This is a genomic window from Bacillus sp. FSL R5-0560 (genome assembly GCF_037966305.1).
Classification (GTDB): Bacteria; Bacillota; Bacilli; order Bacillales; family Bacillaceae; genus Bacillus; species Bacillus mojavensis.
In genome coordinates this window covers 1,108,525-1,126,799 of record NZ_CP150195.1, presented here as the reverse complement: position 1 = coordinate 1,126,799, position 18,275 = coordinate 1,108,525, and the positions used below count along the sequence as shown (strand labels likewise).

At 43.8% G+C, this 18,275-nt stretch carries 22 protein-coding genes and 1 pseudogene; 12 read left to right on the top strand and 11 right to left on the bottom strand.

The genetic code is table 11. The features are described from left to right. Positions 1–54: 54 nt before the first annotated feature. Positions 55–1,116 carry a uroporphyrinogen decarboxylase gene (gene hemE, locus NST56_RS05640; RefSeq protein WP_010333608.1) on the bottom strand — a complete coding sequence of 354 codons (1,062 nt, stop codon included), beginning with the start codon at positions 1,114–1,116 and terminating at the stop codon, positions 55–57. Positions 1,117–1,236: 120 nt separating this feature from the next. Continuing rightward, positions 1,237–3,381 carry a transglycosylase domain-containing protein gene (locus tag NST56_RS05635; RefSeq protein ID WP_339180597.1) on the bottom strand — a complete coding sequence of 715 codons (2,145 nt, stop codon included), beginning with the start codon at positions 3,379–3,381 and terminating at the stop codon, positions 1,237–1,239. Between the two features lie 121 nt (positions 3,382–3,502). On the opposite strand from NST56_RS05635, the gene hmoB reads away from it, so the two are divergent. From hmoB to NST56_RS05615, 4 genes and pseudogenes are all read left to right on the top strand, one after another. After that, positions 3,503–4,003 (top strand): heme-degrading oxygenase HmoB, encoded by a 501-nt coding sequence (gene hmoB, locus NST56_RS05630; protein ID WP_339180595.1) that lies wholly within the window; start codon positions 3,503–3,505, stop codon positions 4,001–4,003. A 49-nt stretch (positions 4,004–4,052) separates the two neighbouring features. Next, positions 4,053–4,368 (top strand): annotated as a pseudogene (locus tag NST56_RS05625) (hypothetical protein). Positions 4,369–4,447: 79 nt separating this feature from the next. After that, positions 4,448–5,839, top strand: coding sequence for a hypothetical protein (locus tag NST56_RS05620; RefSeq protein ID WP_339180593.1), 1,392 nt, complete (start codon positions 4,448–4,450; stop codon positions 5,837–5,839). 72 nt (positions 5,840–5,911) lie between these two features. After that, positions 5,912–7,102, top strand: a complete 1,191-nt coding sequence (locus tag NST56_RS05615; RefSeq protein ID WP_326226821.1) for a M20 family metallopeptidase — start codon at positions 5,912–5,914, stop codon at positions 7,100–7,102. Between the two features lie 31 nt (positions 7,103–7,133). Here the strand turns inward: NST56_RS05615 and NST56_RS05610 are convergent, their stop codons facing one another. Genes NST56_RS05610 through ecsA form a run of 3 tightly spaced genes read right to left on the bottom strand, consistent with a single transcriptional unit; the run spans position 7,134 to position 9,811 of the window. Further along, positions 7,134–7,826 (bottom strand): EcsC family protein, encoded by a 693-nt coding sequence (locus NST56_RS05610; RefSeq protein WP_268470942.1) that lies wholly within the window; start codon positions 7,824–7,826, stop codon positions 7,134–7,136. 22 nt (positions 7,827–7,848) lie between these two features. Beyond that, entirely contained in the window at positions 7,849–9,075 is a 1,227-nt protein-coding gene (locus NST56_RS05605; RefSeq protein WP_339180586.1) for an ABC transporter permease, read from the bottom strand. Further along, positions 9,068–9,811, bottom strand: coding sequence for an ABC transporter ATP-binding protein EcsA (gene ecsA / locus NST56_RS05600; RefSeq protein ID WP_010333599.1), 744 nt, complete (start codon positions 9,809–9,811; stop codon positions 9,068–9,070). The genes NST56_RS05605 and ecsA overlap by 8 nt, the downstream gene beginning before the upstream one ends. 489 nt (positions 9,812–10,300) lie before the next feature. Here ecsA and NST56_RS05595 point away from each other — a divergent pair, with 489 nt between their 5' ends. The 3 genes from NST56_RS05595 (at position 10,301) to NST56_RS05585 (ending at position 12,595) form a co-directional block, all read left to right on the top strand. Then, positions 10,301–10,738 carry an HIT family protein gene (locus NST56_RS05595; protein ID WP_003327743.1) on the top strand — a complete coding sequence of 146 codons (438 nt, stop codon included), beginning with the start codon at positions 10,301–10,303 and terminating at the stop codon, positions 10,736–10,738. 135 nt (positions 10,739–10,873) lie between these two features. Continuing rightward, complete coding sequence (serC, locus tag NST56_RS05590; protein WP_168747327.1) at positions 10,874–11,953, top strand: 3-phosphoserine/phosphohydroxythreonine transaminase; 1,080 nt, start codon at positions 10,874–10,876, stop codon at positions 11,951–11,953. A gap of 123 nt (positions 11,954–12,076) precedes the next feature. Further along, positions 12,077–12,595 (top strand): tryptophan transporter, encoded by a 519-nt coding sequence (locus tag NST56_RS05585; protein WP_010333596.1) that lies wholly within the window; start codon positions 12,077–12,079, stop codon positions 12,593–12,595. A gap of 73 nt (positions 12,596–12,668) precedes the next feature. Here the strand turns inward: NST56_RS05585 and NST56_RS05580 are convergent, their stop codons facing one another. Continuing rightward, positions 12,669–12,860 carry a hypothetical protein gene (locus NST56_RS05580; protein WP_010333595.1) on the bottom strand — a complete coding sequence of 64 codons (192 nt, stop codon included), beginning with the start codon at positions 12,858–12,860 and terminating at the stop codon, positions 12,669–12,671. A 127-nt stretch (positions 12,861–12,987) separates the two neighbouring features. Here NST56_RS05580 and NST56_RS05575 point away from each other — a divergent pair, with 127 nt between their 5' ends. Next, complete coding sequence (locus NST56_RS05575) at positions 12,988–13,344, top strand: YtxH domain-containing protein (RefSeq protein WP_010333594.1); 357 nt, start codon at positions 12,988–12,990, stop codon at positions 13,342–13,344. 177 nt (positions 13,345–13,521) lie between these two features. Continuing rightward, a complete protein-coding gene (locus NST56_RS05570) occupies positions 13,522–14,133 on the top strand; it encodes an HTH-type transcriptional regulator Hpr (RefSeq protein ID WP_024120777.1) in 612 nt (203 codons plus the stop codon). On the opposite strand, the gene NST56_RS05565 is transcribed toward NST56_RS05570, so the two are convergent. Further along, the gene (locus tag NST56_RS05565; RefSeq protein ID WP_024120776.1) at positions 14,130–14,471 is read right to left on the bottom strand and encodes a YhaI family protein; all 342 of its coding nucleotides are present in this window, start codon (positions 14,469–14,471) and stop codon (positions 14,130–14,132) included. The genes NST56_RS05570 and NST56_RS05565 overlap by 4 nt on opposite strands. 207 nt (positions 14,472–14,678) lie before the next feature. On the opposite strand from NST56_RS05565, the gene NST56_RS05560 reads away from it, so the two are divergent. Together NST56_RS05560 and NST56_RS05555 are read left to right on the top strand one after the other, a co-directional pair. Continuing rightward, positions 14,679–15,197: a DUF3267 domain-containing protein gene (locus NST56_RS05560; RefSeq protein ID WP_029441201.1), complete on the top strand. Its 519-nt coding sequence runs from the start codon at positions 14,679–14,681 to the stop codon at positions 15,195–15,197. A 71-nt stretch (positions 15,198–15,268) separates the two neighbouring features. Continuing rightward, positions 15,269–15,487, top strand: coding sequence for a hypothetical protein (locus tag NST56_RS05555; RefSeq protein ID WP_081720768.1), 219 nt, complete (start codon positions 15,269–15,271; stop codon positions 15,485–15,487). Positions 15,488–15,557: 70 nt separating this feature from the next. On the opposite strand, the gene yhzE2 is transcribed toward NST56_RS05555, so the two are convergent. Next, positions 15,558–15,644 (bottom strand): sporulation protein YhzE2, encoded by an 87-nt coding sequence (gene yhzE2 / locus NST56_RS05550; protein WP_003155248.1) that lies wholly within the window; start codon positions 15,642–15,644, stop codon positions 15,558–15,560. Between the two features lie 125 nt (positions 15,645–15,769). Beyond that, complete coding sequence (yhzE1, locus tag NST56_RS05545) at positions 15,770–15,856, bottom strand: sporulation protein YhzE1 (protein ID WP_003327753.1); 87 nt, start codon at positions 15,854–15,856, stop codon at positions 15,770–15,772. Between the two features lie 159 nt (positions 15,857–16,015). Between yhzE1 and NST56_RS05540 the strand changes: the two genes are divergently transcribed. Next, positions 16,016–16,888 carry a peptidylprolyl isomerase gene (locus tag NST56_RS05540; RefSeq protein ID WP_168747326.1) on the top strand — a complete coding sequence of 291 codons (873 nt, stop codon included), beginning with the start codon at positions 16,016–16,018 and terminating at the stop codon, positions 16,886–16,888. Between the two features lie 39 nt (positions 16,889–16,927). On the opposite strand, the gene NST56_RS05535 is transcribed toward NST56_RS05540, so the two are convergent. Beyond that, positions 16,928–17,140, bottom strand: a complete 213-nt coding sequence (locus tag NST56_RS05535; RefSeq protein ID WP_010333590.1) for a sporulation YhaL family protein — start codon at positions 17,138–17,140, stop codon at positions 16,928–16,930. A 131-nt stretch (positions 17,141–17,271) separates the two neighbouring features. Further along, a complete protein-coding gene (gene yhaM, locus NST56_RS05530; protein WP_168747325.1) occupies positions 17,272–18,216 on the bottom strand; it encodes a 3'-5' exoribonuclease YhaM in 945 nt (314 codons plus the stop codon). Positions 18,217–18,275: the final 59 nt, after the last annotated feature.

The window sequence follows — 18,275 nt, the reverse complement described above, 5'->3', positions numbered from 1 at the left end:
GATCTATCACAAAACAATTCTGACAGGCTTTTATCCTGATACCAAAAAATATGCTCAGGAGTATAGGCCTATTTTCTTTGATTGAGAATATTCATGTACAAATGCAGTCAGCTTTTTCAGCACTTCCGGACTGACATCAGGAAATACGCCGTGCCCGAGGTTAAAAATGAAGCTATCCGATTGTAAGCCTTGATCAAGAATTTCTTTCGTTCTCTTCTCGATCACTTCCCACGGAGCAAGCAAAATGGACGGGTCCAGGTTGCCTTGCACTGTTTTGGTGATGCCTTTTGATCTGGCTTCATCAATGCTAAGTCTCCAATCGAGCCCGACAACATCGAGAGGCAGGTCATGCCAATCCGTTGCTAAATGGCTGGCACCTACACCAAACATGATAAGCGGCACATTTTCGGACGCCAGCTCAGAAAAAATCCGGTTCATCACTGGTTTGATGTACGTTCTGTAATCCGCTTGATTCAGCGCGCCAACCCATGAATCAAAGATTTGAATGGCTTTTGCGCCCGCCTTTATTTGCGCTTTCGCATACACGATAATCATGTCGGCAAGCTTTGTCATCAGCAGGTTCCAGGCATCCGGCATGCTGTACATAAAGGCTTTTGTTTTATTGTAGTTTTTCGAAGGCCCGCCTTCGATCATATAGCTGGCAAGCGTAAAAGGCGCACCAGAGAAACCGATTAGCGGGACGTCAAGCTGTTCATTGACAAGCAGTTTGATCGTTTCGAGCACGTACGGCACGTCCTGTTCCGGCTCAAGCTTTCCGAGCTTTTCAATGTCCTGCAGAGAACGAATAGGCTGATCAATCACCGGCCCGATTCCATTTTTAATTTCAACATCCACACCGATCGACGGAAGCGGCGTCATAATATCTTTATAAAGGATTGCAGCATCGACTCCGTATTGCTCGACCGGAAGCCTTGTGACGTACGCACACAATTCGGGCTGATGTGTAATTTCGAACAATCCGTATTTTTCCTTCAGCTTACGGTACTCCGGCTGTGAGCGCCCGGCTTGTCTCATGTACCAAACAGGCGTGTGATCCGCTTTTTCTCCCCGCGCAGCTTTTAAAAACGTCTCGTTAAACGTTTCTCGTTTCCTCATTTGATTTCCACCTTTCATACTGCAACCATACGTTCGTGTTCCTTGACCATTACACTATACCTCGTTTTGGGCAAATGGTATAGAAATCCGGCCCAAAGTTCAAAAAATCGCCGAATTCCATTAAGAGGAAAACAACTTCGGCTGAACGTAATCGGTTCCTTCTCCTTCTTTTTTTGTCTGTGTATTATAAGGCACCACTTTATAGGAAGCACCCGAAAACAAATTGGCATATGGGATCTCATAGCTTCCCTTTCCTTCAACAGAATCAAGAAGCGTATCATTGCCGTCCTTATTTACATAAATTCTGTACACTGCCCGATCATCCTCTTGCGCATTCCATTTTAATTCAATCGTAAACAGCCCCGCTGCCCTAAATGTATAGTCTGCCGTCAGCGTTTTGACAGGCTCAAGCTCAATAGGGCTTTCAAGTTCTTTTACTTTTTTAGGCTTCGTAAACGCAGAACCCGTTTCGCCAGCCTGTGTCAAAATATCTTTAAACATTCTGGTCGGATATGCGCTTCCGCCTTTTAAATAATGGTTGTGATCTGTTTTGTCATAGCCCATCCAGACAGCACCCGTTATGTTCGGCGTATAGCCTGCAAACCAGGCATCCTTTGTGGCGCCGGAAACGCCAGTATATGAGGTAGAACCGGTTTTCCCGGCAAGATCGCCGTGAAAGGTGCCGGACGTTGCTGTTCCCTTCTTAACCACCTGCTGAAGCATTCTCGTCATGTTCCAAGACGTCTGTTTGCTGAATACTCGTTTTCCTTCTTCTTTATGATCGGCTATTGTTTCCCCGTCCTCATCTGTTATGTTTGAAATAAAGTACGGCTCGGTGTATGTTCCATTTGCGGCAAACGTATGAAAAGCGCCGGCAAGCTGGAGGGGCGACACGCCTTTTTCTAAACCGCCGAGAGCTAGAGCAAGCCCCTCATCCGGTATATCAATACCGTTTGACTTTAAATAAGATTTTCCCGTTTCCACACCGATCTCATTCAGCGTCCACACTGCCGGCGCATTTTTGCTGTAAGTGATGGCATCCGACATCGTGACTTCCCCTTCATAACGCCCGTCATAGTTTTTGGGTGTATAGTCTCCGTAGGATTGTAATTCATCCTTTAACAGAGAGTACGGCTTAAATCTCTTTTCCTGCATCGCCGGTCCGTATACAGCCAGCGGCTTAAACGTTGATCCCGGCTGGCGCACAGCTGTCACACGATTATATCCTTTAGCCGTGTAATCTCTTCCGCCGATCGCCGCTTCCACACCGCCCGTTTTATTGTTGATAAAAACTGCGCTTCCTTCCGCATCTTGATCTGTTCCGGGATAATATCTGCCTTCCTTCATGACTTGATAAGCCGTTTTTTGCAGTTTTGAATCAAGCGGCACCTTAATCGTGTACCCGCCTTGAAGCAGCTGCTCTCCGGAAATGGAATACTTATCCTCCGCTTCTTCGATCACAAGGTCAATATAGCTGTCAAACCAAGGTGTTTTTGACTGTTTCTTCACGTTCAGCCCGAGCGTCCTCCCCTGCGCACTGACAGCCTCTTTCGCACTGATATAGCCTTGGTCATTCATCATGCCGAGAATCGTATCCCGCCGCTCCTTACTTTTATCAGGATGCAAAACAGGAGAATACGTAGAAGGCGCCTTCGGAATAGCAGCCAAGACCGCGCCTTCGGATACGGTTAGATCTTTAACTTCCTTATTAAAATAATAGTGGGACGCAGCTTGAATGCCATAAACCCCGTGTCCGAAGTATAGCTGGTTCAGATACATTTCCAGCAGCTTGTCCTTGCTGTAGTCCCGTTCAAGGTTGATCGCTATGATCACTTCTTTCGTTTTTCTTAAAAACGTTTTGTCATGTGTCAGAAAAATATTTTTGGCAAGCTGCTGGGTGATCGTGCTCCCGCCTTCTACTTTTCCTCCTGCTAATATATCGCGGTACACCGCTCTTCCAACAGATTTCACATCGATACCGTGGTGTTCGTAAAACCTCTTATCTTCCACTGCGATAAACGCTTCTCTGACCTCTTTCGGAATTTCATTAATGGAGACCGGTTCACGATTTTCTGTATACAGACTTGCGACCTCATCCCCGTTTTGGTCAACAATTTTTGAAGATGCGTGAAGGACCAGTTTCTTTTCATCTATGACATAATGACCGAGAAAAATGATTGAAATATATCCTATTAATGCGAGAAAAGCAGTTAACACTAAAATAATGATGGGAATGAAAAGTTTCTTTTTCTTTATCTTAAACATGAACTCACCTCGCCTTTCTAAAGGTAGTATGGGAAAAATTGTTTTGATTTATGTTTGAAGCAGTCGCCAATAGAAACTTATACCATTGTTTTGATATACTAGCAAGCAGGAGGTGGCTGATATGAAGGTATATATTACATATGGGACAGCCGATTTTTTGAAAAACATCGTGCAAAAACATTCCTCGGAAAATATGCTTTTGATGCAGGGACAGGAAAATGCGATTTTAATTCACGAAACAAACGGAGAAACGGTTTTTCAGGCCCCCCATTCTTATGAAGTCATTGACCAAGTCGGGGACATGAAGCATCCTGGTTTCGCAGTATTGAACAATATAGCCGTCACACAGGAAGGGCGGCCGCTGTTTGAAAACAGATTTAAAAACAGAGCGGGAAAAGTCGAAAACGAGCCCGGTTTTGAAGCCATTCGTGTCCTGCGTCCCCTTGACAGCGATACGTACGTCATTCTCACCTTGTGGGAAACAGAAAGAGCCTTCCAAGACTGGCAGCAGTCAGGCTCATACAAAGAAGCCCACAAAAAACGCGGCACGTCTGCCGTAGTTGACACAACGTCCATCTTCTCCCGGCCTTCGTATGTCACCACATATGTTGCTGTCGAATAGCTGCCGGAATGTCCGGCAGTTTTTTTATGGCGAAAGGGAGGGAAGTGAGATGAAATATATTTGCCCAGTCTGCGGGTTTAAAAGGCTGACAGAACCAGCATATGATGACCGAGGGAATCACTCCTATGAAATCTGCTTGTGCTGCGGCTTCCAATTCGGATTCGACGATTATGAATTGACGAGTGAGGACGGCTCTTACTTAGAACCTTCGGAAAGCATAATCGCCTACCGAAAAAAATGGCTTGCTGCCGGTGCCGTTATTTTTTCACCCGAATGCTACCCGCAGCATCAGCAGCAGCGCTAAAAAGGGATTGAAGCATGAGTTGGTCGAGCAGCTAAAACATATCCATGTTGATCTGAAGTAATATCTGCTATCGGATACCTTCTGTCCCAGCACCTTCCGCCTGCCTATGAATAATCTGTAGGAAGCGGAAGGAGTGATCAATGATGGAAATCGGGATTATGTCTGTTCATTTTCTTTATGTGTTTTTTATTGGAGCAATCATTCTTTTTATGCTGCTGCGAAAAGATACAACCTTTATATCGTTGTTTGGGATTTTCATCATTTCGTTATGGGCCAGCCATTCGCTTTCAGCTTCGGTCAGCAGTTTATTCCACAGCTTCATCTACGCGGCATCTGAGCTGCTGCCTACGATTTTCATTATCTGTTTTATCGTATCTATGAGTGATGTGTTAACGAAAACAGGGATAAATGAAGCAATGATTTCTCCCTTTGTACGACTAGTTAAAGGACCTGTGATGGCATACTGGCTGATAGGCGGACTGATGTTTGCCATTTCTCTTTTCTTCTGGCCTTCGCCGGGTGTCGCTTTAATCGGCGCCGTTCTGCTTCCGGCAGCCGCCCGTGCCGGCCTGCCGCCTATCGCTGCCGCCATGGCAATGAATTTATTCGGGCACGGCTTTGCCCTTTCAGGAGACTTTGTCATTCAGGCAGCGCCAAAACTGACAGCTGATGCAGCAGGCATCCCTGTCGGTGATGTCGTCTCAGCAAGCATTCCGCTCGTTCTGATTATGGGCGTGACTACAACAACTGCCGCTTTCTTTTTGATTCAGCGTGAACGCAAAAAACAAATGCGGCCCGCTTCTTTTTCCCCGATGATGTCAGCTGAACATGACACTTCAATGTATTTGCCGAAACGTCTTCGGTCTTTGCTGGCTCTTTTGATTCCTCTTGTATTTGCAGCTGATATCGCCTGTATGGTCATATTCAACCTTCAAGGAAATGATGCAACCGCGTTAATTGGCGGATCATCCATTTGCATCCTGCTGATCGTCCATTTCCTTGTGTATAAACAGAAAGGGCTTGAAAAAATTACTGGATATTTTATCGAGGGGTTTCAATTCGGCTTTAAGGTTTTCGGTCCCGTTATCCCGATTGCCGCTTTCTTTTATCTTGGTGATTCCGGCTATGAGAGCATATTGGGTACTGAACTTCCTAAACATTCACACGGCATTGTCAATGATCTCGGCATCGCCCTATCCCACGCGATGCCTATGTCCAAAGAGCTTGCGGCCGCAGCTTTGACTGCCGCTGGAGCCGTAACCGGGCTTGACGGTTCAGGATTTTCAGGCATTTCCCTCGCCGGATCCATCGCCAAGCTTTTTTCATCTGCTCTCCATGCTGATCCAGCCGTCCTGACTGCACTCGGGCAAATATCAGCCATCTGGGTGGGCGGCGGTACGCTTATTCCATGGGCGCTCATTCCCGCTGCAGCCATTTGCAAGGTCGATCCATTCGAGCTTGCAAGAAAGAACTTCCTCCCCGTAGTCATCGGGCTTTCGGTGACAACCATTGCAGCGATGATCATGCTTTGAAACACAACCAGTTGAAATATTCAGACTTTTTCTATACAATCATGGAAAAGCTTAGAAAAGGGGGAAGCGGCTTTGTCCATCAACACGCTGCAAAAAGAGATAAACAAACAGCTCGACAGCTGTTTCGATGAAATGGTGGAAATCAGGCGCCATTTCCATATGTACCCTGAACTTTCCAATCAGGAAGAAAAAACGGCCGCTTTTATTGCTTCCTATTACGAATCGTTAGGAGTCCCGATCCGCACCAAAGTCGGCGGCAATGGGGTTCTGGCTTATATTGAAGGCAGCGAAACCGGTCCTGCTGTCGCATTGCGGGCCGATTTTGACGCCCTTCCCATCCAGGATGAAAAAGATGTTCCTTACGCTTCCAAAGTGCCCGGTGTCATGCACGCATGCGGCCACGACGGCCATACAGCGGCTCTGCTTGCCGTTGGAAAGGTGCTTTATCAGAACAGGCATGATCTCAAAGGAACGTTTATTATGATCCACCAGCACGCTGAAGAGTACGCGCCAGGAGGTGCAAAACCGATGATTGAGGACGGCTGTCTTGAAAACGCAGACGTCATATTCGGTACCCATCTTTGGGCGACTGAGCCGATTGGAACCATTCTCTGCCGCTCCGGCGCCGTAATGGCAGCAGCTGACAGATTTACAATCAGCATTCACGGAAAGGGCGGCCATGGCGCTCACCCCCATGATACAAAAGACGCCGTCCTGATCGGCTCGCAAATTGTTTCCTCGCTGCAGCATATAGTCAGCCGCAAAGTCAATCCGATTCACTCCGCCGTCATATCGACAGGCTCTTTTATGGCTGATAATCCCTTTAATGTGATTGCAGACCATGCAACACTCATTGGCACAGCCCGTTCGTTTAATGACAATGTCCGCGACATTCTGGAAAAAGAAATTGAAGCCGTTGTAAAAGGAGTGTGCAGCATGCACGGCGCTTCCTATGACTACAACTACGAACGCGGATACCCAGCGGTAGTCAATCACCCCGCGGAGACCGACCATCTGGTAAACGTCGCAAAAAACACAGACGGCGTTCATCAGGTTCTTAAAGGTGAACCGCAAATGGGCGGCGAAGATTTTTCTTATTACTTACAGCATGTCAAAGGAACCTTTTTCTTTACCGGAGCCGCTCCTGAACAGCCTGAGCGTATCTATTCCCACCACCATCCGAAATTTGATATCAATGAAAAAGCAATGCTGACTGCTGCCAAAGTGCTTGCAGGGGCTGCAATCACTTATCATTTATCATAAAAAAACAGCCGGAGTTTTACTCTCCGGCTGTTTACTTTAATATTCTCAGATGAAAAACGTGTCTTGCTGTATCTCCAAGCTGAGCAAGCAGTTTATAATTGGCAATTCCGCCGACTGCGGCCCCTACCCCAGGTAAAAGCTGAAAAAGCTTGACGACATCAATATAATCGCGATACTCCTGCTGAAATACTCTCCAGTCAATATCCTTTTTCTCCGTCTCCCAGTTTTCAATGACAGAAAAAAGCGATTTGCGGCAGTCATCACTTGAAAAAGCAAGCTGAAATACAAGCAGCAAAAACATCCTTTCTTCTGCATTCTTCACATCAAAGCCGTATATTGAGGACAAAGTGAATAAACATTTCATCTTAATGGAGAGCAGCAGCGGGAAATCAGCAATACCTAAAAAGATGCCGCCCGCCCCGGTGCCGACTCCTTCAGCAGCCGCCACTTTCTGATAAGAAGCGATCGTTTTTTTGGCAAGCTCGTTTTTTTCACTGAGTGAAAGTGTGCTTGTATCCTTCTTATAGGTAATGATATTAGATCCCGCCATCGTGGCTTCCACCATTTTTTTCACGCTTTCAGTTACTGCTGCATGAATTTTTTCAGGTATCCGTTCATTCACCTTTGTTTGCACACGCTTTGAGAAGCGTTCAAACATGGAATCCTTTCGCAAAAAATGCATTTTCCATTGAAGAGCTTCCTGCATCAGCAGATTCTCGCTCATTTGACCTACCCCTTTTTTCAGCTCACAGCTTTCCGTGTTTTTTTAATCTGGCGGTCATGTAGGACGGCAGAACAACAAAGATCAAGACGGCAGAGCCGATCAGCGCGTACAGAAAACCTGCAGCGCCCGCAGCATAGGCAGAGGCCGCTGCCATGAGCAGAGCCTGCACGCTAAGCGCAGCTTTTAATAGAGAGAAATAGCTTTTCAGCTTCGCTTCCTTTTTGACAGGATATAGCTCTTGAAGCGCCAGATGGTCAAAGTGGCCAAATAGCGGCAGAAACTGAATACCTGTGATAAAGATGGTAAACACAGTCAAAATCCCTGCGATCATCGGGCTTGCAGAGGCATACATAATGATCAGAGCAAAAATAACGGTTAATCTGACTTGAATGCCTAAGTAATCACTTGAACGCAAAAACGCGCGGGCAAACATGTAAGCAAACGTTTTACGCTGTTCAAACGGCACAAACCGCAGCAAAAAGTCGAGATACGCTCTCCGTTTCGCTTGTTTCTTTAAATGCGGCACATCCGTAAACAGGTTGGCAATCCGGTAAAAACGCTGCTTGCGTCTTAACTCGTATTCAATATGGCTCTCCCATTTGAATGTTTTTCCTTTTGCAGCGGAAGACACATAAAGATAAAGAGCCGCCATAATGATATAGATGACAAGCGCATACACATAAACCGATTGAAAAACAAAATACAGGACGACTGTATTAGCGGCAAAACGAATGACAAGATTCATCTGTTTCATGCTTCGGTCATTTTGAAACGTCATACGCCATTCTATGGCCTGATTCCACGCTTTCAGCAGCAGAAGCTGTACAAATACCGCCGCATACGACACGAGCGAGGCCCCCGGCGTGACAGCGAAATAAAGCGGCATTGCTACGAGGCTCAGTGCAATCAGCGGAAACAGCTGGGACACATAGCTGTAAACAAACGCCTGCATCAAATACGGCTCCATCTTAGCCTCAAGCGGCAATAAGAAGACAAGGTCAGCCTCCTTTAAAAGCGTCCGCACATAAGACCCTGTCAGAACGAGTGAAAACAGCACGGCCATCACCCAAAAGGACGGAAAGTGGGCGGGAATGTCCCGTACCCATTTGCTGTACCAGCTCGCGGCCCCTGCGATAAAAAAGATCAAAACGATAACGAGGTGATCGTTGAGCATATATTTCATGTACCTTCTTGTTTCTTTGATATGCTCCTGCAGCCGTGACTGCCAAATATCCAGCATGTTATTCATGGCCAGCGTCTTCCTTTGTGAGCTCTAGATACAAATCATCCAGCGCCGCGTCCTTCATTCCAAACTGCTCTCTGAGCTCTGACAGCGTGCCGCGCGCCCGCACTTCGCCGTTATGTAAGATGATAAACGAATCACAGTAGCGCTCCGCCGTTGCTAGGATGTGTGTTGACATCAGCACGCTCGCTCCGCTTTTCTTGGCTTCATTCATCCGCTCAAGCAGCGCATTGATGGCCAGCGGATCAAGTCCCAGGAATGGCTCATCAATGATGTAGAGCGCAGGTTCTGCCAAAAACGCACACATGATCATGACCTTCTGCTTCATCCCTTTAGAAAAATGAGCCGGGAACCACTTCAGCCTCTTTTCCATTCGGAATTCCTTTAACAGCGGAGGCAATCTTTTTTCCATCGTTTCTTTTGAAAGGCCGTAGGCCATCGCCGTCAATTCAAGGTGCTCCATCAGCGTCAGCTCTTCATATAAAACGGGAGTCTCAGGAATATAAGTGAATTGGGACCGATAGCCTTCCCGATCCTCGGCAAAGGTTTTTCCATTTAACTCAATAGACCCTTTGTGCGGGTCCATCAGCCCGATGATATGTCTGATTGTTGTACTTTTACCTGCACCATTTAAACCGATTAAACCGACAATTTGGTTCGGCTCAAGGCTGAATGACACGTTTTTCAAAACCGGATTTCTCGTATAACCGCCGGTTAAGTCTTTTACCGATAGCAGAGACATAGTTTCTCCCCTTATATTGTTTTTCTTCATAGTACCAAAACAAAGCCTGATTTGAAACAATTCCCTTTTAACAAATGATGAATTTGCTGTCATAAAGAGACAGGTTCCTGGACATTATAATTGTTGTAGAGGAAAAAGCATATCAACTGAAAAATGAGGTGTTTGTCAAAGACGTCTTAGGCACAGTTGGATAGAAAATAAACATGTCCTATGCTCAAACCTTTTCTCATTCACTGAATTGATAAATCTTCAATTTTGAAGCTGACTGTCAAATGAGGTGTTTATCGCAGGAATCGTTAGGCATTAAACAAGTCTTCATTTTATTGACAAATGAGGTGCTTACCAAAGGCATATCACATTTTCTTCATAAAGCTGATTCCTCTGCATTCAGGATGAACGCTCCGCCGTTCATCCTGTTTTCTATTTTCTGCATTTCTGTGGTACGATGAGTTTATACATAAAAACACAATTTCATAAGGAGGAACCCTCATGCATAGTGCAGAGAATTGTATCTTTTGTAAAATTATCGCCGGCGAAATTCCGTCAGCAAAGGTTTATGAAGATGAACATGTGCTGGCATTTCTCGATATCAGCCAAGTGACGAAAGGCCACACCCTCGTTATCCCGAAAACACATATTGAAAATGTTTACGAATTCACAGACGAATTAGCGAAACAGTATTTTCACGCCGTTCCGAAAATTGCCCGCGCCATCAGGGATGAATTTGAACCGATCGGCTTAAATACGTTAAACAACAACGGCGAAAAAGCAGGACAATCTGTTTTCCATTACCACATGCATATTATCCCGCGCTACGGAAAAGGCGACGGATTCGGAGCAGTGTGGAAAACACATGCAGATGATTACAAACCGGAAGATCTGCAAGACATTTCTTCATCCATTGCGAAACGCTTAGCCTCATCATAAAGATGAGGTTTTTTTATTGTGAATAATTCGCAATTTCTTTTGATAATTCTAAATTTTTATCAAAAAAACTGAATTTTTGTGATAGGATAATTGTATTATTTGTTACATTAACGTGGAAAACAGGGAGAGATCATGATGGAACGTACAACGAATTTTAACGCAGGTCCTGCAGCGCTGCCATTAGAAGTTCTGCAAACAGCACAGAAAGAGTTTATTGATTTTAATGAATCCGGCATGTCCGTTATGGAGCTTTCCCACCGCAGCAAAGAATATGAAGCGGTGCATCAAAAAGCGAAAAGCTTGCTGATTGAACTGATGGGCATCCCGGATGACTATGACATTCTGTTTCTTCAAGGCGGGGCGAGCCTTCAATTCTCAATGCTTCCGATGAACTTTTTAACACCTGAAAAAACCGCTCATTTTGTGATGACAGGCGCTTGGTCTGAAAAAGCGCTCGCTGAAGCGAAACTGTTCGGAAACACATCTGTGACGGCGACAAGCGAATCAGACAATTACAGCTACATTCCCGAGGTTGACCTTACAGATGTAAAAGACGGCGCCTATTTACATATTACGTCTAACAATACGATTTTCGGCACACAGTGGCAGGAATTCCCGAGTTCTCCTATTCCTCTCGTCGCTGACATGTCCAGCGATATTTTAAGCAGAAAAATCGATGTATCCAAATTTGACGTCATTTACGGCGGTGCTCAAAAAAACCTTGGTCCTTCAGGTGTTACCGTTGTCGTCATGAAAAAATCATGGCTGCAAAATGAAAATGCCAACGTTCCGAAAATCCTTAAATATTCAACACATGTCAAAGCGGATTCTCTTTACAACACTCCGCCCACATTTGCCATTTATATGCTGAGCCTCGTCCTTGAGTGGCTGAAGAAAAACGGCGGAGTTGAAGCTGCTGAACAGCGCAACGAACAAAAAGCACAGCTTCTTTACAGCTGCATTGACGAGAGCAATGGCTTCTATAAAGGCCATGCCAGAAAAGACAGCCGTTCACGCATGAACGTTACCTTTACGCTCCGTGATGACAGTTTAACGAAAAAGTTCGTCCAGGAGGCGAAAGAAGCAAAAATGGTAGGCCTTGGCGGACACCGTTCAGTAGGAGGCTGCCGTGCTTCCATTTATAATGCGGTATCACTGGAAGACTGTGAAACATTAACTGCTTTCATGAAGAAATTCCAGCAGGAAAATGAGTAAAAAGTCTGGCTGTGCAAACCGTTCGTTTGGTATACTGTTTGCATAATAAATTCTTTAAGCCTTCGCAATAAATGATGAGCATATTATTGGAGGGCAGAAAGCTTAGCAGAGGAGAGCATAGATATGAAAACAAAAGAGTTAGTCGTTATGGCTCTGTTTGCCGCAATCGGCGCAGCGCTCCATTCCATTATTCCGCCCTTTTTAGGCGGGATGAAACCTGATATGATGCTGATCATGATGTTTATGGGCATTCTACTGTTCCCGCGGGTGCAAAACGTTCTCGTTATCGGGATTGTGACCGGAATCATTTCAGCTCTTACAACCGCGTTTCCTGCCGGACAGATTCCAAATATCATTGACAAACCTGTATCAGCGTTTCTGTTTTTCTTCCTGTTCCTTCTGGTGAGAAAGAGCCAGAAAACAGCTGTAGTCGCAGTTCTGACAGTCATCGGCACCATCTTATCAGGAACTGTATTTTTAACGTCAGCTTTATGTATCGTCGGTTTGCCTGGCGGTTTCGCCGCATTATTCGCCGCAGTCGTTCTGCCGGCAGCTGTATTGAATACAATCGCCATGATCATGATGTATCCGATCGTGCAAACCATTTTAAGACGCTCAAGTTTTATGGAAGCTGCAAAATAAATGTGACACAAAACCTCTTCCGCTTCCGGGAGAGGTTTTTTCTTTAAAAGAGCCCGCAGCATGTCAGTATGTTTTAAGCGATGAGTTTTGTGATAAAGATAAGACATAGTGTAAAGGCGGTTCCGGTTGAACAAACAAGCGCTTTCTGCCGAATGACTTTCTTCGGCGGATAAGAAGCAGCCTGGCTGAGAAGTCTGATATAGTAGATGGCGCCTGTTGCAAAGGCAAGGGTGATGCAGGATAACACAATCATAAAGACAGACAACCTTCTCCCTCCTTTTCACTTAAAAAATATGCTAAAATAAAGCAAGCTATGTATAGAAGTTCATTCTTCGAACAAAATGGAAAAATCTGAATGTATCATATTTCAAGAAAAAAACGGGGTGATTTTAATGGCGGACGGACGTTCTCTATTAACAGGACTATTTGTGGGCGGCATCATCGGAGGTGCTGCAGTTCTTCTATCAGCACCTTCTTCAGGTAAACAGCTGCGTGAAAAAATAAAAACCAATTGCGATTCTTTTGAAGAAACGATCAAGCGCTTAAAATCAGATGGTGTAACCTTAAAGGACCAGCTAGTAAAAGCGGCAAAAGAAAGTGCAGATGTCATTAAAGACGTAAGCGGTGAACTGCAAACCTCAATTAAAAAATGGCAGGAAGAGATCAAACCTCATCAGCAGGATCTTCAAAAAGAAATCGCTGATATTGAGGAAAAAATCAAACAGCTGGAGAAAACCTTACAAAACTAATATCCTATTCAAAGGAAAAAAGTGCGGGTCAAAACATGACCTGCACTTTTTTTATTCGCAAAAGCCTTTCCTAGCAACGGCTCAAGAATTTATTAAAAAATTCTTACATTTTCATCTTTATTAATCTTTATTTTATTGGCATAATAGAGAAAAAGATAAAGAGAAGCAGGTGACGTAATGAATCAAGTGGAACCGCCTTATGATGTGAAAGAGGCTCTGGTCTTCACCCAGAAAATGGCTCAGCTTAGCAAGGCTCTTTGGAAATCGATTGAGAAGGATTGGCAGCAATGGCTCAAACCGTATGACCTGAATATTAATGAGCACCATATTTTATGGATCGCTTATCAGCTGAATGGAGCTTCCATTTCTGAAATAGCAAAGTTCGGGGTCATGCACGTATCAACGGCATTTAACTTTTCAAAAAAGCTCGAAGAACGCGGGTATTTAAGGTTTTCAAAACGGCTGAACGATAAACGAAACACATATGTTCAGCTGACTGAGGAAGGAACTGAGGTATTCTGGAGCTTGCTTGAAGAATTTGATCCGACGCGCAACGCGGTTTTTAAAGGGTCACAGCCTCTGTATCATTTATTCGGAAAGTTCCCTGAAGTGGCAGAAATGATGTGTATGATCCGCCATATATACGGCGATGATTTTATGGAAATCTTTGAAACATCACTCACAAATATCGACAACGACTTTGAAAGCGTAAACGGAAAACTGAAGAAAAAAGCAACGGACACTGCTGCGGATGAATCAGCCGAAGAACTTGAACCTGTAAACAGTTAATCAAAGTGTCTGATAATGTCTATAAAAACCTCCATCAGTTCTTTATAAAGCCCCTGCTCATACAGGGCAAAAATCGTTTCATGAACATCTAGTTTTTCATTCAGCTGTCCGGCAAAAAGCGCAAGGAGCTTATCAAAGGTTACAAATCCTTGCGCTTTTTGTGCTGCCAGCTCCTCTGACAACTCACCGCATATGCGCACAACCTCTTCCCCTTCTTCTCTGCTCAGCCCTTTATCAATCAGCAGCGCATAGAAAGGGTACCTGTCCATATCCACTGTTTTCACTAATAATTGTATGTAATATTCCAATCGCTCAATGCGATGATCCATCGAATCCATCCACACCACTTCTTTCTATCTTTAATCTTATTTTAGCTGATAATTCACTGAGAAGAAAGTTCTAACCCCATATTTCATAGATTGTTTGCCCCTTTCAAAAAAATACCTGCTGAAAGATATTTTTTCTTAAAAAAGCATTGATTTTTTTTCTTGAGAGGAGTAAATTATTTTGAGATTCTACTCAAGATGTACGGAAGGATGACTTTGATGAATTGCTGGAAAACCATAAATCTGATGAAAGATTATGGTGCCGTTCGCATAATATTGATTGCTGTGTGTTTCATGATTATGGTTTTTATATCTAACTTCTTAGCATTTGAGCTTTTGCGGCCTAAAACAAGCTTGAGTGATGAATATGTACCGCTGTTCGGCGTTTTGCTCGTCGTTATTTTATTTGTACATAAAGTCATCCATGTCCTGCCGATCATCTGCAAAAAAAGAAAAATAGAAAAAAAGATTTACGTATGGCGTATGCGAACGTGGAAACGGATACCGAAAACGACGATGCTGATTTCACTGTTAAGCCCTTTTATGCTGATAACACCTGTATTATTTTACGCCGCACTGGCGTTTCCGAATCACGCCCATTACTTCTGCATGATTTCAGGCATTCATGCAGGCTACTGTCTGCCGGACTTTTTGCTGGCTCTGAAGCTGATGCAAGCACCGAAAGCATGCTTTATCGATCAGGAAGCAGACGGCTTTGATATTTTGGTCGAAAAGTAGCTGACGCTTGACGCTGTGCCGATTTTTCAGTTTGCATTCTATCTTTTTTGATCAATATTTGGTAATGTAATATGGGAGCAGTTCAGAGAGAGGGGGAATCTCCCATCATTTTATTCTATTTTATCGTGGCTGCCTTGTTTATTGTTTACTTTATAAACAGGCTCACCAATACACTATGCCTTGTCAGAGAGATTCCTGAAGAGCGCCAGGATAAGGTATTTCGATTTATCAATGTATGTATATTAATTTTACTGATCTCTTCATTTGTGGAGATATCCTTTACTGTTTAAATATGAGGAAAGTAAAGAAAGCATAGCTGCCGGCCTCGTTAGAACCGACAGCTATGCTTTTTTACATTGATTAGTAAAGCCAAGAAGCGCCGATGATAATCAACAAGATAAATAAGACGACCAATAAAGCGAAACCGCCTGCAAATACTTCACCCATCTTAAAAAGCACCTCCTGTAAAAAGCTTTATTTTCCAATTACATCTTATGCAGTTAATTGATAAAACGATTAGGCGCTTGTGAAAGCAAAGGATCGCTTTTTCAACAAGCGATCCCTTTTGCTGCTTAGTAGATGTAAGCTGCACCTACAATGATAAGCAAAATGAACAGTACAACAAGCAAAGCGAAACCGTTTGAATATCCTCCGCTCATGTTACATACCTCCTTTTCTTGATCAATATATTTGTATGTCATCAGGAAAAGTTTGACTAGACGAATGCCCTTTATTTAAAATCTTTTTACAGAAAGCCACAATATGTTATGATACGCATAGGCAATTCAATTTGGAATGATTAGGAGTGTTTGAAAACAATGAAGAAAATCGCAATAGCAGCTATCACTGCTACAAGCATCCTCACTCTCAGTGCTTGCAGCAGCGGCGACAAAGAAGTCATCGCAAAAACAGACGCAGGCGATGTAACAAAAGGCGAACTTTACACAAACATGAAAAAGCAAGCTGGAGCGAGCGTCCTGACTCAGCTGGTGCAAGAAAAAGTTTTGGACAAGAAATACAAAGTATCAGATAAAGAAATTGACAACAAGATGAAAGAATACAAAACACAGCTCGGTGATCAATATACTGCGTTAGAAGATCAATATGGAAAAGATTACCTCAAAGAACAAGTTAAATATGAATTGCTTACACAAAAAGCAGCTAAAGATAACATCAAAGTTACAGATGACGAAATTAAAGAATACTGGGAAAACTTAAAAGGCCAAATTCGCGCAAGCCACATCCTTGTCGCTGACAAAAAGACAGCTGAGGAAGTAGAGAAAAAACTGAAAAAAGGCGAGAAATTTGATGCCCTTGCGAAGGAATACTCTACAGACACAGGCTCAGCTACAAACGGTGGCGAACTTGGCTGGATTTCAAAAGATAACGAACAACTGGATTCTACATTCAGAAAAGCTGCATTCAAACTGAAAACAAACGAAGTCAGCGAACCTGTGAAAACACAATTCGGCTACCATATCATCAAAAAGACTGAAGAACGCGGAAAATATGAAGATATGAAAAAAGAGCTGAAATCTGATGTTCTCGACCAAAAACTTAATGACAACACAGCTGTGCAGGCAGCCGTTCAAAAAGTAATGAAAAAAGCTGACATCGATGTGAAGGATAAAGATTTGAAGGATACATTTAACACTTCTTCAAATAGCAGCTCTTCAAGCAATTCTAAATAAAAAAAAGCTGTGCAGGCTCACTGAGCTGCGCAGCTTTTTTTATGCGATGGAATGATTTTGGTTTTCTTCCTCACGCTGCTGGGACGTGCGGCGTTCTTTTTCTTTTTCCATCCTCTCAATGTAGATCTGACCTTCTTTTTCAATAAAAGACTGGTCTAACTTATCTTCCTCTTTGGCTGCTGACACCAGCTTATATGCACTGAAAATGATGCCCACAATACAAAGATATACCCACCATGGAAAAAACAACACGGGCTTCTCCCCCTTTTGCATAGATTCTTTATTTTTAACCTTATGCAGGAATAAGACAGGTTATGAGCGGGAAAAGCATGTAAAAAAGGACTGAGCTGAACATGTCAGCATCAGTCCTTTTTCATTATTGATTATTTATGAAACGTCGGTTTATAAAAGGAACGGTTTTCAAGTGCAAATACACGTTCAGTGTACTCGCCCGGCTTCACGCGTTCCAGCGCTCTGTCCATCATATTCATTTTCGCATCCAGATTATCAATATAGTGCAAAATTTCCGCTTCTTTTACCATCGGCGGTTTTGGGCTGCCCCACTCTGCTTTGCCGTGATGGCTCAGGATTAAGTGCTGGAGGATCAAAACCTCTTCAGAATCGATTTGAAGCTCCTCAGCCGCTTTTGACAGCTCTGTGACCATGATCGAAATGTGGCCTAGCAGATTGCCTTCTACTGTATAGGAAGTGGCAACTGGCCCCGACAGCTCTTTTACTTTTCCGAGATCGTGAAGGATAACTCCTGCGTACAGAAGATCACGATCAAGAGACGGATATAAATCAGCAATTGCTTTTGCCAGATTCAGCATAGAGACGACGTGATACGCTAAACCTGAGACAAACTCGTGATGATTTTTCGTAGCCGCCGGGTAATCCATAAATTCTGCTTCGTGCTTTTTGACCAAATATCTTGTTATCCGCTGGATATTTGGATTTTTCATTTCAAATATATATTGAGTGATGGTATCCAGCATTTCATTTTTCGGAATCGGCGCAGTTTCCAAAAAATCATCAATATTGACGTTTTCGTTCTCGCTCACCGGTCTGATATTTCTCAGCTTCAGCTGGGTGCGTCCGCGGTAATGATGGACATCCCCCACCACCTTAACGATCGTCTGCGGCGCATAGGTTACTTCATCACTTTGCTTGGCATCCCACAGCTTGGCTTCAATATCACCTGACTGGTCTTGAAGCATCAGAGTTAAAAACGGTTTTCCATTGCTTGCAATCCCTTTTGTTAAGGATTTAATCAATAGATATTGGTCAACCTGTTCGCCAACCTCATGTAGCATAATCCCTTTAGCCATACTATTAAAGCTCCCTCCGTATCTTACATAATATCAGTATATCACATACCGATTATCAG

Excerpts from the sequence above, each read along its gene's own strand:
- hemE (WP_010333608.1), bottom strand. The coding sequence starts at position 1,116 with ATGAGGAAACGAGAAACGTTTAACGAGACGTTTTTAAAAGCTGCGCGG.
- NST56_RS05635 (WP_339180597.1), bottom strand. The coding sequence starts at position 3,381 with ATGTTTAAGATAAAGAAAAAGAAACTTTTCATTCCCATCATTATTTTA.
- hmoB (WP_339180595.1), top strand. The coding sequence starts at position 3,503 with ATGAAGGTATATATTACATATGGGACAGCCGATTTTTTGAAAAACATC.
- NST56_RS05620 (WP_339180593.1), top strand. The coding sequence starts at position 4,448 with ATGATGGAAATCGGGATTATGTCTGTTCATTTTCTTTATGTGTTTTTT.
- NST56_RS05610 (WP_268470942.1), bottom strand. The coding sequence starts at position 7,826 with ATGAGCGAGAATCTGCTGATGCAGGAAGCTCTTCAATGGAAAATGCAT.
- NST56_RS05605 (WP_339180586.1), bottom strand. The coding sequence starts at position 9,075 with ATGAATAACATGCTGGATATTTGGCAGTCACGGCTGCAGGAGCATATC.
- ecsA (WP_010333599.1), bottom strand. The coding sequence starts at position 9,811 with ATGTCTCTGCTATCGGTAAAAGACTTAACCGGCGGTTATACGAGAAAT.
- NST56_RS05595 (WP_003327743.1), top strand. The coding sequence starts at position 10,301 with ATGCATAGTGCAGAGAATTGTATCTTTTGTAAAATTATCGCCGGCGAA.
- serC (WP_168747327.1), top strand. The coding sequence starts at position 10,874 with ATGGAACGTACAACGAATTTTAACGCAGGTCCTGCAGCGCTGCCATTA.
- NST56_RS05585 (WP_010333596.1), top strand. The coding sequence starts at position 12,077 with ATGAAAACAAAAGAGTTAGTCGTTATGGCTCTGTTTGCCGCAATCGGC.
- NST56_RS05575 (WP_010333594.1), top strand. The coding sequence starts at position 12,988 with ATGGCGGACGGACGTTCTCTATTAACAGGACTATTTGTGGGCGGCATC.
- NST56_RS05570 (WP_024120777.1), top strand. The coding sequence starts at position 13,522 with ATGAATCAAGTGGAACCGCCTTATGATGTGAAAGAGGCTCTGGTCTTC.
- NST56_RS05565 (WP_024120776.1), bottom strand. The coding sequence starts at position 14,471 with ATGGATTCGATGGATCATCGCATTGAGCGATTGGAATATTACATACAA.
- NST56_RS05560 (WP_029441201.1), top strand. The coding sequence starts at position 14,679 with ATGAATTGCTGGAAAACCATAAATCTGATGAAAGATTATGGTGCCGTT.
- NST56_RS05555 (WP_081720768.1), top strand. The coding sequence starts at position 15,269 with ATGGGAGCAGTTCAGAGAGAGGGGGAATCTCCCATCATTTTATTCTAT.
- yhzE2 (WP_003155248.1), bottom strand. The coding sequence starts at position 15,644 with ATGGGTGAAGTATTTGCAGGCGGTTTCGCTTTATTGGTCGTCTTATTT.
- yhzE1 (WP_003327753.1), bottom strand. The coding sequence starts at position 15,856 with ATGAGCGGAGGATATTCAAACGGTTTCGCTTTGCTTGTTGTACTGTTC.
- NST56_RS05540 (WP_168747326.1), top strand. The coding sequence starts at position 16,016 with ATGAAGAAAATCGCAATAGCAGCTATCACTGCTACAAGCATCCTCACT.
- yhaM (WP_168747325.1), bottom strand. The coding sequence starts at position 18,216 with ATGGCTAAAGGGATTATGCTACATGAGGTTGGCGAACAGGTTGACCAA.